This window comes from uncultured Tenacibaculum sp., from assembly GCF_947502995.1.
Taxonomy (GTDB): Bacteria; Bacteroidota; Bacteroidia; order Flavobacteriales; family Flavobacteriaceae; genus Polaribacter.
In genome coordinates this window covers 39,077-56,755 of the sequence record NZ_CANNBW010000003.1, presented here as the reverse complement: position 1 = coordinate 56,755, position 17,679 = coordinate 39,077, and the positions used below count along the sequence as shown (strand labels likewise).

Genomic DNA, 17,679 nt, shown 5'->3' with positions numbered 1-17,679 from the left:
TGGAAAATAATCTTTAATGCTTTATATTTTTAACTCTATTTATTTAAAGAAGGGCGCCCCAAAAGGGCACCCGATTCACCCACAAAAATCTAAATTGCTTTAGATGAAAAAAACGTTAACTTTTGCTAAGACTTCTCCCAAAACTTAACAATCGTTATCAGGATGAATAAACTAAAAAGTATTCCTGAAATTCTTTTAAAATTTTTTGTTTGTAAACTAGTTTCCTTTTCTCTTTTGAAGTCTTTTTTTAGAATGAGAGTGTTTTTAATACAACAAAACAAATGTGTGATTTGATTAAAATCATAATAGATTAGGGGGTGTAACTTTATGACAAAGCTCTATTAAAAAGATTTGTTTTGTGTGCTGATTTTTAACTTTAACCTACTTTTTTGTAAGGAAAAAGTGTTCTTTTTTTACTTTTTTGTTCTTCTTTTTTCTTCTTACGCTTAAATAAGTCGCTTCGCTTTAAAAATTATCGATATTTGCGCCATGTTTAACCCACTGTTCTTACTCGTATTTTTTAAAATAAGTAATCCTGTACTACAATTACAACAAGAGCCCGAAACTACAATTAACGATACTGTTCTTATTAGATCTTTATGTAAAAAAATGCTGAGCGAAGAAAATAAAGTTAGTTTGCAAACTAATTTTGATAGAGCCCATCAGTTATTAAAAGAATTAGACGAACAAGTAGTAAATCCTAATTTAGTAAAAGAGGTAAAATCAAACTCATATTTAAGTCTTATAAAGTATCATGCTTTTAATCATAATTACGATTCGGTTATTTATTACGATGACTTAATACAATTAGAAACTAAAAATTTTAGGCTGTTAGGAAAAGCTAAAATGAATTTAGCTAAAATTCATACAGAGCAAAGAAGATATTATAAAGCGCTAAATAGTTTTTATGAAGCTGTGGATTATTTTAAAAAGAATAATGATTTAGAAAGTCAGATTGATAGCTATGTGAAATTAGCTATGTTTTATAAAAAAATAAATAGTGTCGACTTATCTAAAGAAATAGACTCTGTTTTAATGTCTGAATACCTATATAAATCAAAAGATAGTTATTATGATCAGAGAATTTTAATAAACCATGCTTCGTTTATAGCTTCAAAAGGAAAAAATAGAGTAGCTGTATCAATTTTGAATAAAATAGATAGAAGTTTGTTACGAGATCCTTTTGTTTTAAAACATTACTATAAAGAACTGCTTAGAAGATACACGAGATTAAATGAGCAAGATTCGGCTAAGAAATATATAAAGAAAGCTTACGAAACTCCTAGGTTAGCTTTGATTTGTGATAATGTAAAAAAACATATCGGTTTAGCAATGTTGGCTTTTAAGGCAAAAGAATATGAAAAATCTTTGTTGTATGTCGATTCTGTTAAGCAAAGTGAGTTTTTAAATAGAGTAGAAGACTTTACCAAAATTAAAGCTCATAAAGTAGCATATATGTCTCATAAAGAATTGGGAAATCATGAAAAAGCGTTAAAGGCTTATGAAGAATATTCTTTAATACGAAATGCGTTAAAAAATTATAATATCAATGCACAAGCTTCAATTTTGAACTTTAAACTGCATTATGATGATAAAATTCTCGAGCTTCAAGAACGAAACAAGATGAAGGATAAGTTTCTTTTAGAAAAGAGAAAATTTTATATTTTTTATACCTTCTTAATTACTTTTTCAGTTTTAGTAATTTTATATTTTGTTTTTCATTTTAAGAGAAGAAAAGAAAGAATACAGTTGTTTTATGAGTATGAAAAAATTAAAGCTGTAACAGATTTTAAAAATCGTTTCATAGAAAATTTATCACATGAAATAAGTACGCCAGTTACAATTATAATAGGGTATTTAAGATTGATTGGGAATAATCCTTTAGATTATTCTAAAGTTTTAAAATACACTAACCTAGCGAAAAGAAGTACAGAGAATATAGCAAACTCACTTACAAATTTTTTAACGCTATCTAAGTTAGAAAAGGAACATGTAATGAGTAAAACGAATTCATTAGAAATGGGGAAGTTTATAGAAGAATCTGTAAGTTCTTTTCAAAGTGTAGCAGAGATTAAAAATATAGCGCTATTCTATAAATCTAATATTAGTAACTCTCAAAATATTGTTTACGATTATGATAGTTTAAAGAAAATCATAAACAATTTAGTTTCCAATGCCATAAAATATACTGCGCCCAAAAAATCTATTCATTTTATTGCTGAATTATTTTCAAATCAATTAATTATTACAGTTAAAGATCAGGGAATAGGTATTGATAAAGAAGAACAAAAATTAATTTTCGATAGGTTTTATCAATCTAAGCAAAATCAAATTTATGGTGGATTTGGTATAGGTTTATCTTTAGTTTATGAGTTAATAAATAAATTAAGAGGAACAATTACTTTAAGTAGTGAAAAAGGAAAAGGAAGTGTTTTTAAAGTCATTCTACCAATGGAATTAGATGATTATTTAATGTTTACAGATGATGAAAGTTTTAAATTTAAAAACATAACAGCACAAACAGAAATAGATGTCGAAGATCCTGAAGATATGCCAAGTATTTTGATCGTAGATGATAACATAGAAATTATAAATTACATCAATGAACTTTTATCTCCGTCATTTAATTGTTCATTTGCTTTTGATGGAAAACAAGCATTTATAAAATTGAAAGAAAGAGCGTTTGATTTAATCTTATCAGATCTAAGAATGCCGGTAATGAATGGATATAAATTGAAAGAAGAATTAAACAAACAAAAATTACATCAAGAAACTCCATTTGTAATTATGACTACTTCAAGTAAAGATTATGATGATAAGAAATATACAGAACTTGGAATTAATGATTACTTAATTAAGCCTTTTAAAGATACAGAGTTACTTACACGTATAAATTATTTGATTGAAAAAGAAGTATACCAAAAGCAATTGCAAAACATAAAAAATACATCATTAACTTATAATGGAGTTTATGCAGATTTAATGAAAAGAGTAAATGCTATTGTCTTAGAACATATTAATGACAAAGATTTTAGCGTGAATAAATTAGCAAAACTTTGCGGATATAGTCACAAACAGTTCACGCAAATTATTAAAGCGAAATCAGGATTATCTCCAGTAAAATTAATTTTAGAAATTCGATTACTAAAGGCTTACGATTTAATTTTAAATAATGTCTATCAATCTATAAACGAAGTAATATTTGCAGTCGGTCTAAATAGTCGATCTTATTTTAATAAAGTATTTACGAATAGATTTGGTATAAAACCTGGGATACTTATTAAAAGAGTAAAAACAGAAATATAAAAACGATTAGATTAAAAATATTACCATCAATTAAATTTAAATAAAGACCTTTAAGAGTTTTTTCTTTTTCTTCTTTCAGGATAAGACTTTTCTTAATGTTTAAATTCAATTTAAGGGTGTTTTTAGTTGATTTAAGCTATTTTTTCTTTTTGTCTTTAATGTTGATAACTTAACGATAAAACTTCTTAAAAACTTTATTTTGAGGTTAAAAAAATGTAAATTTGTAAGCTATCGTTTGAAATTATAACGATATCGTCGGGGGACCTCTTTTATGAATAAGACATTATAATTAATTGAATTTTAAACATTAATTAAGTCTTTTTTTGTCCCTAAATGTAAAATTAAGTAATAAAATAAACTCGAAATATGAGCGAAGAAAAAAAGCACAATTATTCTGCCGATAGTATTCAGGCTCTTGAAGGGATGGAACACGTACGTATGCGTCCTTCCATGTATATCGGAGATGTTGGTGTTCGTGGTTTACATCATTTAGTATATGAGGTAGTAGATAACTCTATTGATGAGGCTTTAGCTGGTCACTGTGATGTAATTTCTGTTGATATAAATGAAGATAACTCTATTACTGTTAGAGATAACGGTAGAGGAATTCCAGTAGGTTTACATAAAAAAGAAGGGGTTTCTGCTTTACAAGTTGTAATGACTAAAATTGGAGCAGGAGGTAAGTTCGATAAAGATTCATATAAAGTATCCGGAGGTTTACACGGAGTAGGTGTATCTTGTGTGAATGCACTTTCAGACCACTTAAAAGCTACAGTTCATAGAGAAGGGAAAATATGGGAGCAAGAGTATGAGCGTGGTAAAACATTATATCCTGTAAAAACAGTTGGAGAAACAGACATAACAGGTACAGAAGTAACTTTCTTACCAGACAAAAGTATTTTCCAGCAAACTACAGAGTATAATTATGAGACTTTAGCTACACGTATGCGTGAGCTAGCGTATCTTAATAAAGGAATAACTATTACGTTAACAGATAAGCGTAATAAAGATGATGAAGGTAATTTTATAGCTGAAACTTTCCATAGTAATGAAGGTTTATCTGAGTTTGTAAAGTATTTAGATAGTACACGTACACCGGTTATTCAGCATGTAATTTCAATGGAAGGAGAAAAGAATGGAATTCCTGTTGAAGTAGCAATGATTTATAATGATTCATATGCTGAAAACCTACATTCATATGTAAATAATATTAATACACATGAAGGAGGAACGCATTTATCTGGATTTAGAAGAGGTTTAACAGGAACTTTAAAAAAATATGCAGATACTTCTGGATTGTTGAAGAATGTTAAGTTTGAAATTTCAGGTGATGATTTCCGTGAAGGTTTAACAGCAATTGTATCTGTAAAAGTAGCTGAACCTCAATTTGAAGGACAAACTAAAACAAAGTTAGGAAACAGAGAGGTAACTTCTGCTGTATCTCAGGCAGTTTCAGAAATGTTAACTGATTATCTAGAAGAAAATCCTAACGATGCTAAAACGATTGTACAAAAAGTAATCCTTGCAGCTCAAGCTCGTCATGCAGCTCGTAAAGCAAGAGAAATGGTACAACGTAAAACAGTTATGAGTATTGGAGGTTTACCTGGTAAATTATCTGATTGTTCTGAAACTGATCCGGCAGTTTGTGAAATATTCTTAGTCGAGGGAGATTCGGCAGGTGGAACTGCAAAACAAGGACGTGACCGTAATTTCCAAGCAATTTTACCATTACGTGGTAAGATTCTTAATGTAGAAAAAGCAATGCAACATAAAGTTTTTGAGAATGAAGAGATCAAAAACATGTTTACAGCTTTAGGAATTACAATCGGAACAGAAGAAGATCCAAGGGCATTAAACTTATCAAAATTAAGATATCATAAAGTAGTAATTATGTGTGATGCCGATGTCGATGGTTCGCATATTGCTACATTAATTTTAACATTCTTCTTCCGCTACATGAAAGAGATGGTTGAGCAAGGATATATTTACATTGCTACACCGCCTTTATATTTAGTGAAAAAAGGACAGAAGAGAGAATATGCTTGGGATGATAATCAACGAGATTTAATTAACCAAAAGATGGGAGGCGGAGCTTCTATTCAACGTTATAAGGGTCTTGGAGAAATGAATGCTGAACAATTATGGGATACAACAATGAATCCTGAGTTTAGAACATTACGCCAAGTTACAATTGAAAATATGGCTGAAGCTGATAGAATTTTCTCTATGTTAATGGGAGACGAAGTTCCACCACGTAGAGATTTTATAGAAAGAAATGCGAAATATGCAAATATCGACGCATAATCAATTATTTAATACTAAGTTCAAAAAAAACCTCAAGATTTATCTTGAGGTTTTTTATTGGCAATAATTTTATTTTAAAATCCAGTTCCTGGGTCTTCAGGAGAAGCAGCTTGCGCTTTTTTCGGATTTAAAATTAAATAAGTTCCTAATGCTGTTAAAGCAGTGTACTTACCATAATTTCCTATTTTTTTAAGAGCCTCTTTTCGAGTGATCTCTTGCTTATTTTCTTTGTTGTTAGTCATGATTACTTCGTTTAGAGGATTAAATTATTCTACTATTATTTTCTTAGTTAGTTTACCTAAATCAGAAGAAAGTCTAACGATATAAACGCCTGAAGATAAGTTTGGTAAATTAATCTTACTATTCCCGTTTGAATTAATAACAGTATTGTTAACTTCTTTTCCTAAGATAGAAAATACTTTAATTGAGGCTTTACCTTGTAATCCTGTAACAGTAAGTTCTTGTGAAGCAGATTTATAAATACTAACATTGTTGAAATTATTTATAATTTCTTCATTACTTAGCCTAGAAGAAGTAGCATGAATATAATATTGTCCAGTACCGTTAGATGCTTCTTTTAAAGTTACTTTGTGATTGTTTTTCGAAAGATTTACAAAAGTATTGTTTACTCTATCTTCCAAATAAATATTTATACCAGAAAGTAAATTGTTTTCTTTGATTGAGAATGTAATTTCTTGTCCAGCTTCAGCAGTTAAACCTACAGGAATAATCATTGTTTCATGATTGTTATTTGGTAAAGTTTGAATAGCAAGCTTTCTTCCATCATTATTATTTAGTAATTCTGTGAATACTGCAAATTTTTGATTTACACCTTCAAATATTCTAGAGTCATAACCGTTATCAAAACCTTTAGTTTTTCCGTCTATGTAAAATATTTTAGTTGAACCTTCAGTTTCACCATTATTTACAAATAATTCAAAAGAAGATTTTGGTGTTTGACGTAAAAAAGTATCAGTTGAGTTATGAGAAAGCATAGCTGGATTTAAAGCTACATTGGTATCAATTGCTGCTCTAATAAAAAATCCTTGAGTTGGAGCAATTTTTATAGACTCTGCCAGGTTTTTTGTTACATATTGTGTTCCATCCCATAACCAAATAGTTTGCTCTGCTAATGCAGGAACATTCGATATGTTAGTTAAAAAAGCATCAGAATCTAAATAAGCTGTATATCTGTTTCCGATTAAGTTAAAATCAGTTCGACTACCAGTTGTAACAGGTATTGCATCTGAACCAGTATACATATTTCCTTTAAAAACTATAGATGAAGTATTTAATTTTACTGAAATACCAGTTCCACTTGTTAAGGCACTAGTTGAAGAACTATTTTGATATTGCCATGGTGTAGTAGCATTATCATTATCATATAAACCAATACCGATATTAGTACTACTTCCAGTAGCAAAGTTATTATTAGTGATTAAATTATCGATGCTTTCTCCGTTAATTGGAGAAGCTACCAAGTGCCAATTTGAAGTTACATTTCTGTTGTATGTAATTTGTCCATTAACAAAAGTACCGAATATTAAAGATGTTCCAGACTCAAAAGTGATGCTATTTACGAATATAAAACTAGATGCAGTAGGATAATTAGTTAACCCTGCAGGTATAACAACATCTGAGCTACCAGAAGGAACAACTCCTCCTAACCAATTCGTAGTCGTATTCCAATCGTTGTTTGTCGCTCCTGTCCACTTAATAGAAGAAGAAAAAGGAGTATTATCTGTATTGTCTCTACCTGGAGAAAATAATACAGCATTGCTTACAATAGTTGAATGTTGTTCGAATGTTCCAGTTAAATCATCATTTCTAGCAATTGATTGATTATTTCCACCTTCACTGCCATAAGATTCGGAAATTATTGTAATTCCAGTATCATTTTTAATTATTATTGAATCCCCTCCATTGTTTAACCCTAGTGTACTACTGCTTGAAGTTTGAACTAAACCTGGTACTGTTACTGGTGTTCCTCCTCCAAATACAACAATAGATTCATTAGCCGGTATTATAGTATTAGATGGGAAAGTATGTCTATCATTAACTGCGTCTGCGACAACCCACCCAGAAATATCTAAGTCACTACCGGAAATATTATAAATTTCAATAAACTCATCTTGAGAAGTATTTACAGTTCCATCACCATTTGCATCACCATTTGTAGCATCAGGATCTGCGTGTATTTCGTTTATCACTAAAGGTATGTCATCATCATTTATAGTTACAGTATGTTGAGATGTTATAATGTCTGCAGAACCACTACTAACAGTTAAGTTTAATATTACTGTTTCGTTGATAAAATCTACATCATTATTTATGTCTAAGGAAATATTTTGAGTTCCGTTTCCAGTAAATGATAAAGAATTTGTGTTAAGTGTATAATCACCAGCTTGAGCACTACTAGAAGGGTCAACCGTAATTCCAACAGTAACATCTGAAGAGTAGTTGGTAAACGTAACTGGGATTAACGTGTTTACAGTACTGTTAGTTTCGTTAATATTACTAGTACTGTTATCGAAAGAGACTGAAGGATTAGTTGAGGCTTCAGTGATTCTAAAATTATCTACTCCTGCATAATCAGTTCCTCCATTTTGACTGGCAATAATTGTTACTCTAACATTATTAACAGTATCAGGTACAGAGGCTGTAAACTCAGTCCAAGCGTCAGTATTTTTATTTAAATCTGTTACTCCTTGAGAAACATCATCATGGAAAATTTCAACACTAATATTGTCTGTTGAATCAAAGCCGTCTGTAATGTAATAAAAAGAGATGTTAACTCCAGTAGAAGATGATATGTCTACATTGTCAAATGCTATGGTGTGATTAAAACTACCTCCACCATTAGCATTATCTAAATCTCTCATTCCCCAAAATGTGCTGCCATCTTGTGGTCCGTTTACTGATCCTCCTAAAGAAGATACTAAAGCCCATACATCACCGGAAATATTGTAAGTAGCAGGGGTTATTGTGTAATTCCAGTCATCAGATCCACTTTCGAAACTTTGGAACTTTACCGTAGTCTGACTATTAGATATCAGTGGTGTAATAAAAAGTATTAGATAAATAAAAAAGTAATTTTTTCTCATTTTAGTTTATTTATTTTAAGAGAGAGCAAATTACTAAAAATGAGAGCTTAGTGTGACTTTAATTATGTTTTTGTTGAAATGTTAACAATTTGTTAATAATGAAAATGAAAAACCTCAAGATTTATCTTGAGGTTTTTGTTTGTAATAATTTTATTTTAAAATCCAGTTCCTGGGTCTTCAGGAGAAGCAGCCTGTGCTTTTTTAGGATTTAAAATTAAATAAGTTCCTAATGCTGTTAAAGCAGTATACTTACCATAATTTCCTATTTTTTTAAGAGCCTCTTTTCGAGTGATCTCTTGCTTATTTTCTTTATTGTTAGTCATGATTACTTCGTTTAGAGGATTAAATTATTCTAATATTATTTTCTTAGTTAGTCTACCTAAATCAGAAGAAATCCTAACTACATAAACACCTGAAGGTAAAACTGGTAAATTAATCTTACTATTTCCGTTAGAATTAATAACAGTTTTGTTTACTTCTTTTCCTAAGATAGAAAATACTTTAATTGAAGCTTTACCTTGTAATCCTGTAACAGTAAGTTCTTGCGAAGCAGATTTATAAATACTAACATTGTTAAAGTTATTAATAATATCTTCATTACTTAATCTTTTAGCTGTGGTATGAAGGTAATATTGTCCTGTTCCATTAGTGGCAGAAGTAGTTTTAATTTTGTGACTTCCTTCAGAAAGATTTACAAAAGTATTATTAATTCTATCTTCTAAATATACTTCAATTCCAGTAGGTAAATCAGACGAAACTACAGAAAATGTAATTTCTTTATTCGCTTCAGCAATTAACCCTACAGGAATAATCATTGTGTCTAAATTTGTATTAGGTAAAGTTTGAATTGCTAATTTTTTTCCTGCATTATTTTCTAATAGCTCTGTGAATACTGCAAAGTTTTGAGTGATACCACCAAACATTTTAGAGTCAGCGCCGTTATCAAATCCTTTAGTTTTATTGTCAGCATAAAATACTTTTGTAGATTTTTTATTAGTACCATTATCAATAAATAATTCAAAAGTAGCATTTGGAACTTGTCTCATGAAAGTATCACTACCTTGGTGACTTTGGTTTGCAGTAGAAAATGTAACATTACCAGAACCACTTGCCTCTATAAAGAAACCTTGTGCTGGTGCAATTTGTATTGGAGACATAGAATTATAAGTTACATATTGAGATCCATCCCATAACCAAACAGTTTCTTCGCTAAGTAAACCTGTATTAGCTGAAGCAAAAGTACTAGAGCTTACAAAAGATGTATAAGGGTTACCAATTAAATTGAAATTGTTTCTAGTACCAGTAGCTATTGGAAAACTTACATTAGTAGTATTTACGTTTCCTGTAATAGTTACATCACCTGCAGCGGCAAGTTTCATAGATACACCTGCACCTGAAACTAATGGTCCACTAGTAGCATTTGTAGCATATACCCAAGGATTTACTCCATTGTTTGTAAATGCGCCGATACCAATATTAGAACCAGATCCAGTAGCAAAAGTATGACCAGCGATTATATCTTGTTGAGTCTCACCAGACACTGGAGCAGAAACTAAATACCAATTTGTTGTAGGTAGGTTTCTTGTGTATGTAGTACTACCAGTTACTGAAGCATTTGCAATTAATGACGCTCCAGAAGCAATATTAATAGAATTTACAGTTACAGCTGAAGATATAGTAGGGTAGTTAGTAATACCATTTGGTATAGTTACATCAGAACTAGATACAGGAATCATATTTGTATTCCAATTAGAAGCAGTATTCCAGTCGTTATTTGTAGTTCCTGTCCATGTAATCGCAGCGCTAGTGATATCACCAGATAAAGTTGGTTGTGTTAATGTATAATTTCCGCTATCAGTTCCAGAAATAGTGTATCCAGTGGTGTTAATTGTGATTCCAGTTCCAACACTTGCAGAAATAAAAGTAAATACTGGACTTCCGCCTAGAGATACATCATCACCAGTTTCTACACCATTTAATGTTGCAGTACCTGTAGCTGTTGCGTTAGTTGTTCCATCAAATACTTTATTGTCTCCTGTAAGTCCAGTAATAGTTAATTCTTTGGCGGTAATATCACCAGATAAAGTTGGTTGTGTTAGTGTATAATTTCCACTATCCGTACCAGAAATAGTATATCCAGTAGTATTTATTGTAATTCCAGTTCCCACATTGGCAGAAGCAAAAGTAAATACTGGGCTTCCACCTAAAGATACATCATCACCAGTTTCTACACCATTTAATGTTGCAGTTCCAGAAGCGCTAGCAGCAGTAGTGTCATCGTATTCTTTATCACTACCAGTAAGTCCAGTAATAGTTAATTCTTTGGCGGTAATATCACCAGATAAAGTTGGTTGTGTTAGTGTATAATTTCCACTATCCGTTCCAGAAATAGTATATCCAGTAGTATTTATTGTAATTCCAGTTCCCACATTGGCAGAAGCAAAAGTAAATACTGGGCTTCCACCTAAAGATACATCATCACCTGATTCTACACCTACTAAAGTAGCAGTTCCAAAAGCACTAGCTGCAGTAGTATCATCATATACTTTATCATCACCAGTAAGTCCAGTAATGGTTAATTCTTTAGCTGTAATGTCTCCAGATAAAGTTGGTTGTGTTAGTGTGTAGTTACCACTATCGGTGCCAGAAATAGTATATCCAGTTGTATTTATTGTAATTCCAGTTCCCACATTGGCAGAAGCAAATGTGAATACTGGACTACCACCTAACGATACATCATCACCTGATTCTACACCTACTAAAGTAGCAGTTCCAAAAGCACTAGCTGCAGTAGTATCATCATATACTTTATCATCACCAGTAAGTCCAGTAATGGTTAATTCTTTAGCTGTAATGTCTCCAGATAAAGTTGGTTGTGTTAGTGTGTAGTTACCACTATCGGTGCCAGAAATAGTATATCCAGTAGTATTTATTGTAATTCCAGTTCCCACATTGGCAGAAGCAAATGTGAATACTGGACTACCACCTAACGATACATCATCACCCGATTCTACACCTACTAAAGTAGCAGTTCCAAAAGCGCTAGCTGCAGTAGTATCATCATATACTTTATCATCACCAGTAAGTCCAGTAATGGTTAATTCTTTAGTTGTAATGTCTCCAGATAAAGTTGGTTGAGTTAGCGTATAATTTCCACTATCAGTTCCAGAAATAGTATATCCAGTAGTGTTAATTGTAATTCCAGTTCCAACATTAGCAGAAGCAAATGTGAATACTGGGCTACCACCTAATGATACATCATCACCCGATTCTACACCTACTAAAGTAGCTGTTCCAAATGCGCTAGCTGCGGTAGTATCATCATATACTTTATCATCACCAGTAAGTCCAGTAATGGTTAATTCTTTAGCTGTAATGTCTCCAGATAAAGTTGGTTGTGTTAAGATATATTTTCCACTATCTGTTCCAGAGATAGTATATCCAGTTGTATTAATTGTAATTCCAGTTCCCACATTGGCAGAAGCAAATGTGAATACTGGGCTACCACCTAAAGATACATCATCTCCACCAACAACTCCAGATAGAGTAGCAGTTCCAAAAGCACTAGCTGCAGTAGTATCATCATATACTTTATCATCACCAGTTAGTCCAGTAATTGTTAATGTAATAGGTGCGCTAACTAAAACCCCAGTTGTAACACCAATGCTATTTAAAGTTAAATCAGCATCAGTACCTGAACCGTTTTGTAAGGTTCCTCCGTTAGCAGAAAGTGTTCCTACTGATATTCCATCAGAATCAACATCACCAGCTTGTACAGTATACCTAAAAGCTAAAGTAGTAGTTCCTGAACCACCTTGATAAGTCGCTTGACGAGTTGTGCTACCGATAGTAATAGCTAACTGTGGAGTACCTCCTGTAGTGTTGACTATAATATTTTCGTCAAAATTTATTGTGAAATCTAAGTTTTGACTTGCGATATACGTTCCATTAAAAGGAACATTTACACTTGTTGTATTAGGAACTGTACTAACACTAACAGTTCTTGTATCATTAGCTGTACCAGCATTAGCGTCATTAGCTGTAATAGTAATAGTTCTAATAGATGTTCCAGGAGTAGTAGAAGTACTTCTATATCGTAAAGACTGTAACACTTCTTGAACGTTAGCATTGGTAGCATTACTATCAAAAGTAATAGTAAGCGTTGTATTATTTGTTGCTATTCCTCCACTTACACTTAAATCACCAATGTCTAATCCATTGGCTAAGATGTTCGTGCCACTAACAGTAATTGCCGTTCCATCTCCATCCGTATCAGAAATACTTATTTCGTCTGTTGCTTCAGCATTACCTGTAATTTGAGCTACTAATGTTCCACCATTCCAATCTGCATCGCCATCAGCATCATTAACTGTTCCAATAGCATCTATTTGCGTTGCAGCGTTTCCTTCAGTATAATTTAGTGTTGTGTTATCAATAACAATTGTAGGATCTGTATTAGATACTGGAGTTATAATTACCATCTCGTCAACTGAAAATCCACCACTAATAGGTGCTGCAGGAGTGATAACAATTTCATCAATATCTGCAAATGATCCAGTAGTTGGAGATGTAAAATCAATATTAATTTCAGTATTATGAGGAGGAGTACTTAATACAATAGTACCTACAGTATTACCATCCTTTTTTCCTTCGAATGTAAAAGCTATTATAGTAGGTGCTCCCCCAGTAGATATAGCGTAAGCAAATTCCATTGCTGTAATACCAAATTCTGTTCCATCTGTAGAGCTCATGGTTCCTGATGAAAATGAACCAGAAATATTACCTGTCCATGTTAAAACATGATCAGTAGGACTTCCTATAGCATCAGTTCCTCCTTCATTTCCAGAGTTAGCGAAAGCAATAAATCTATCATTACTAGATACACCAGAAACATCAAAATTGTTAAGTAATGTGTTTACTGAAGCATTTGCTGAAGGGTTTGTTGAATTAGCAAGAACAACTAATGAACTTCCAAATTCCATAGTCCCAGGTGATGGTGTTTGTGCAAAACTCTCCTGAAAATTAAATAATAAAGTAAAACAAAACAAAAGTTTTGTTATACATTTAAAGTAAAGTTGTTTCATTTTTTGTAGTTTAATTAGATTTCTAAATATAAAAAAAAATGTTCTGATTAGGAGGTGTTTATGTTGAATAAAAAAACTCCTATGAAAATTTATATAGGAGTTTTTGTTGTTTTAAGAGTTTAATTTCTTGAAGGAAAAACCCCTTGTAAACATATGATGTAGCGTACAGCTAAATAAGGTTGTCTTTTATCAACTTGTTGACTACCTCCAGTAAAACCTACGGAAATGTTTCCTCCTAGAGCTTGTCCGTTAACTGTATTGTTGGCTGGTCCATAGGCTTTTACTTGTTGAGCACTTAATCCACTTCCAAATTGAGCAGCAGCAGGAACATCACCAGCTTGAGGAGTACTTCTTGTAGCTGCATCAGTACTAAGTAATAAATTAGCACTTCCACCACTCATTGCAGCTGAATGAGTATGACTTGGTAATTGAGCCTGAGTTAATATGGTATATTCTGATCCTCCTCTACTTGCTTGAGCATAATTTTGTAAACCTGGTCCTCGACCTGCCGATATAGCAACTCTACCTCTTAAATCTGGTAAAGCAAAAGTTGTTCTACAATCACCCCCGTATTGACAACCTATGATCGAGAACAAAGCTTGATTTTGAGAGATTGATAATAATTGACCTTCACAAAAAGCCCATGTTCTAGGAGGGAAAGTTCCAGCGAACATTCTGATTTCTCCTATGAAACCTTCTTGTGCTTCAGTTTTTATTGATCCCGAAAGAGAGAAAACAATAAATAATAATCCGATAATTTTTTTTGTTGAATTCATGTTTATTAAAGTTTTAGTTAGTAATTCTTATATATAATTCCAACGTAAAATTACTATAGCATCTAGCTAACATGAATTAAAAAGTAATGAGTGTAGTACTTTAAATCACAAGTGCAGTTTTTTTGGTAATGAGTGAAATATCGTTTCTTAACAAAAGTTAAAATTTGTAAAAGTGTTATTGAAAAGGTGTATGAAAAATAATTTTCTAATTTCTTTTCCAGAAGAAAGGAGTAAATAAAATTAACACAGTAAAAAGCTCTAAACGACCAATTAACATTAAGAAAGAGCAAAATAACTTTGCGCTTACTGAAAGGTGAGAAAAGTTGTCTACTGGGCTAACACTTCCTATTGCTGGACCAATATTACCTAGAGATGAAGCGCAAGCACCAAGAGCAGATTTTATATCTAACCCCATTAAGGCTAAAACAACAGCTCCAACAATAAAAATTAGCATGTATAAAATAAAGAATGAAAGAATATTAAATACAATAGTTTGTTTTACTGCTTTTCCGTCATAACGAACTGGAATAATAGCATTAGGATGTAAAGATTTTTTAAATTCTAAAAAACTGTTTTTTAGCATTACAATATGACGTACAACTTTTACCCCTCCAGAAGTGGAACCTGCAGAACCACCAACAAAGAATAAAGCAAAGAAAATACCAGTTACAAAATAACTCCACATTGTAAAATCGGCTGATACAAAACCTGTAGTAGTAACCACAGAGATTACAGAAAATAAAGAGTGACGAAAAGAACTTTCTACTTTGCCTAATACCATCGGGTGTTCTATGGTTGTTTTTAAAGAATCATCTTGGAAGAAAATTATAGACAATGTAACTACAACTGTTACTAAGAAAATTCCTAATGCGTAATATTTAAATTCTTCACTTTGTATTACTTTCTTTAGTTTTCCCTTCAGAGCAAAATAAGTCAATACAAAATTGGTTCCTGCAATAAACATGAAGAATATAATAATGTATTGTATTAAAGGCATTCCGTTCCAATGCGCAACACTAGCGTTTTTAGTAGAGAATCCTCCAGTACTAACAGTAGCCATAGCATGATTTATAGCATCAAACCAAGTCATTCCTGCAACCTTCAATAAAAGAAATTCAACAATAGTTAGTCCAACATAAATTAACCAAAGACGTTTTGCAGTATCTGTAATTCTTGGATGTAATTTATCTGCGGATGGTCCTGGAGCTTCAGCTAAAAATAATTGCATTCCACCAATTCCTAACAGAGGTAAAATAGCAATTGTAAGCACGATTATTCCCATTCCACCAATCCAATGTGTAGCACTTCTCCAAAAAAGGATTCCTTTAGGCATACTTTCTATATCTGTTAAAATAGAAGAACCGGTAGTTGAATATCCTGAAATAGTTTCAAAAAGTGCGTTAGGAATAGAAGGTATACTTCCTGTTAGTAAGTATGGAAGCATTCCTGTTAACGTTAGAATAATCCACCCTAATGTAACAATAAGATAACCTTCTTTCTTTTGTAAATTCTTGTTGGTCGGCTTATTGAAAAAGAACAATAAAAGACCGATAAAAATAGTAATAATACCAGCATTTAAAATTCCAAGAACAACATCTTTTTCGCTGAAGTGTAAGCTAAAAGGAATTGCTAACCACATAAAAAGACCGTTTAAAACGGCAGTAATTCCTAAAAAACGAAAAATTAATTTGAGATTTAAACTTTCCATTAGTTAAATAAGTCTTCAACAGTTGAAATAGCTTCAGGTAAACAAAATACAATGGCATGATCACCTGCTTGAATTTGCATATCTCCAAAAGACATTAATGCTTTTCCGTTTCTAATAATTCCTCCGAATACAGCTTCTCTAGGGAAACGAAGTTCTCTAATAGGTTTTTCTGTTACTTTAGCACCATATTGTACTTCAAATTCAAAAACTTCTGCATCAATATTATGTAAGTTGGCAAGCGCAAGAATTTCTCCTTTACGAATATGTCTGAAAATATTACTTGCCGCAATTAACTTTTTATTTATCAAGGTGTCGATTCCAATAGTTTGAGAAATATTGATATAATCCATATTTTCAACTAATGCTACGGTTTTTCTAACACCTTTAGATTTTGCTACTAAACAAGACATGATATTTGTTTCAGAATCACCTGTAACTGCAATAAAAGCATCCATGTCTCTAATATTTTCTTCTTCTAATAGCTCTAATTCTCTTCCATCTCCATTAATAACTAAAGTAGTTCTTAAATCTTCAGCAAGAGTTAAAGCTTTGTCTCTGTTTTTTTCAACTAATTTTACCTTGAAGTTGTCTTTACAAAGATTTCTTGCTGTTTTTTTACCAATACTACTACCACCTAAGATCATTACGTTTTTAATGTCTAAATGCTCTTTTCCAATGATAGGATATAGTTTTTCAATACTATAATTTGGAACAGAAAAATAAACCTGATCGTTCATTTTGTACTCAGTATCTCCTCTAGGGATAATTGTTTGAGCAATTCCTTCTCTTTTAATCGCAATGGTAATAAAATCTACCATATTGAATTTATCCTTAGCTTCTTTAACAGAAAGATTTACAATAGGTGATTTATAACCTAAAGTAGTTCCCATTACGTTAAATAAACCATTTTCAAAGGCTACAGTATCATTAAAAGAAGATTGATGTAATAATAATTTGATCTCTTCAGCAGCTAATTCTTCTGGAGAAATCATAAAATCAACACCAAAATCTTTAAAGTCTATTGTTTCACTACTTAAAAATTCTGGATTTTTTATTCTAGCAATTGTTTTGTTCACTCCTAAAGCTTTTCCAATTACAGCAATCGTAAAGTTTGTGTTTTGATTTTCTGTAACAGCTAAAAGTAAATCGGCATTTCCAATTCCTATTTCTTTTAAAAGTTTTATTGAAGTAGCATCTCCTTTTTTAGTAATAACATCTAAGTGATTATTAATATAATTCAGCTTATCGCCATCTAAATCGACAATATAAGTGTCTTGAGATTCGTATGATAGGAGTTTAGCCAGATGAAATCCAACATCACCAGCTCCGGCTATTATAATTTTCATATTAAAAATTAACGAATAGAGTACAAAGATACATTTTTGAAATGAAAAGAT

9 protein-coding genes are annotated in these 17,679 nt (G+C 31.7%); 2 read left to right on the top strand and 7 right to left on the bottom strand.

Annotated features, from left to right (window positions below; translation table 11 throughout):
* Window positions 1–609: 609 nt before the first annotated feature.
* On the top strand, window positions 610–3,306 hold the full coding sequence (locus Q1A46_RS03045; protein ID WP_299673843.1) for an ATP-binding protein: 2,697 nt from the start codon (window positions 610–612) through the stop codon (window positions 3,304–3,306).
* A gap of 366 nt (window positions 3,307–3,672) precedes the next feature.
* Window positions 3,673–5,610 (top strand): DNA topoisomerase (ATP-hydrolyzing) subunit B, encoded by a 1,938-nt coding sequence (gene gyrB, locus Q1A46_RS03040; protein ID WP_299673841.1) that lies wholly within the window; start codon window positions 3,673–3,675, stop codon window positions 5,608–5,610.
* A gap of 74 nt (window positions 5,611–5,684) precedes the next feature.
* Here gyrB and Q1A46_RS03035 read toward each other — a convergent pair whose 3' ends face one another.
* The 7 genes from Q1A46_RS03035 to trkA all read right to left on the bottom strand — a co-directional run bounded on the left by Q1A46_RS03035 (window position 5,685) and on the right by trkA (window position 17,628).
* On the bottom strand, window positions 5,685–5,852 hold the full coding sequence (locus tag Q1A46_RS03035; protein ID WP_299673837.1) for a hypothetical protein: 168 nt from the start codon (window positions 5,850–5,852) through the stop codon (window positions 5,685–5,687).
* Window positions 5,853–5,876: 24 nt separating this feature from the next.
* The gene (locus tag Q1A46_RS03030; RefSeq protein WP_299673839.1) at window positions 5,877–8,714 is read right to left on the bottom strand and encodes a lamin tail domain-containing protein; all 2,838 of its coding nucleotides are present in this window, start codon (window positions 8,712–8,714) and stop codon (window positions 5,877–5,879) included.
* A 155-nt stretch (window positions 8,715–8,869) separates the two neighbouring features.
* Complete coding sequence (locus Q1A46_RS03025) at window positions 8,870–9,037, bottom strand: hypothetical protein (RefSeq protein ID WP_299673837.1); 168 nt, start codon at window positions 9,035–9,037, stop codon at window positions 8,870–8,872.
* 24 nt (window positions 9,038–9,061) lie between these two features.
* Window positions 9,062–13,798 carry a YDG domain-containing protein gene (locus Q1A46_RS03020; protein ID WP_299673835.1) on the bottom strand — a complete coding sequence of 1,579 codons (4,737 nt, stop codon included), beginning with the start codon at window positions 13,796–13,798 and terminating at the stop codon, window positions 9,062–9,064.
* 119 nt (window positions 13,799–13,917) lie between these two features.
* Window positions 13,918–14,574, bottom strand: coding sequence for a phage tail protein (locus Q1A46_RS03015; RefSeq protein WP_299673833.1), 657 nt, complete (start codon window positions 14,572–14,574; stop codon window positions 13,918–13,920).
* A 205-nt stretch (window positions 14,575–14,779) separates the two neighbouring features.
* Complete coding sequence (locus tag Q1A46_RS03010) at window positions 14,780–16,282, bottom strand: TrkH family potassium uptake protein (RefSeq protein WP_299673831.1); 1,503 nt, start codon at window positions 16,280–16,282, stop codon at window positions 14,780–14,782.
* A complete protein-coding gene (trkA, locus tag Q1A46_RS03005; RefSeq protein ID WP_299673829.1) occupies window positions 16,282–17,628 on the bottom strand; it encodes a Trk system potassium transporter TrkA in 1,347 nt (448 codons plus the stop codon). Before trkA ends, Q1A46_RS03010 begins: the two co-directional genes overlap by 1 nt.
* Window positions 17,629–17,679: the final 51 nt, after the last annotated feature.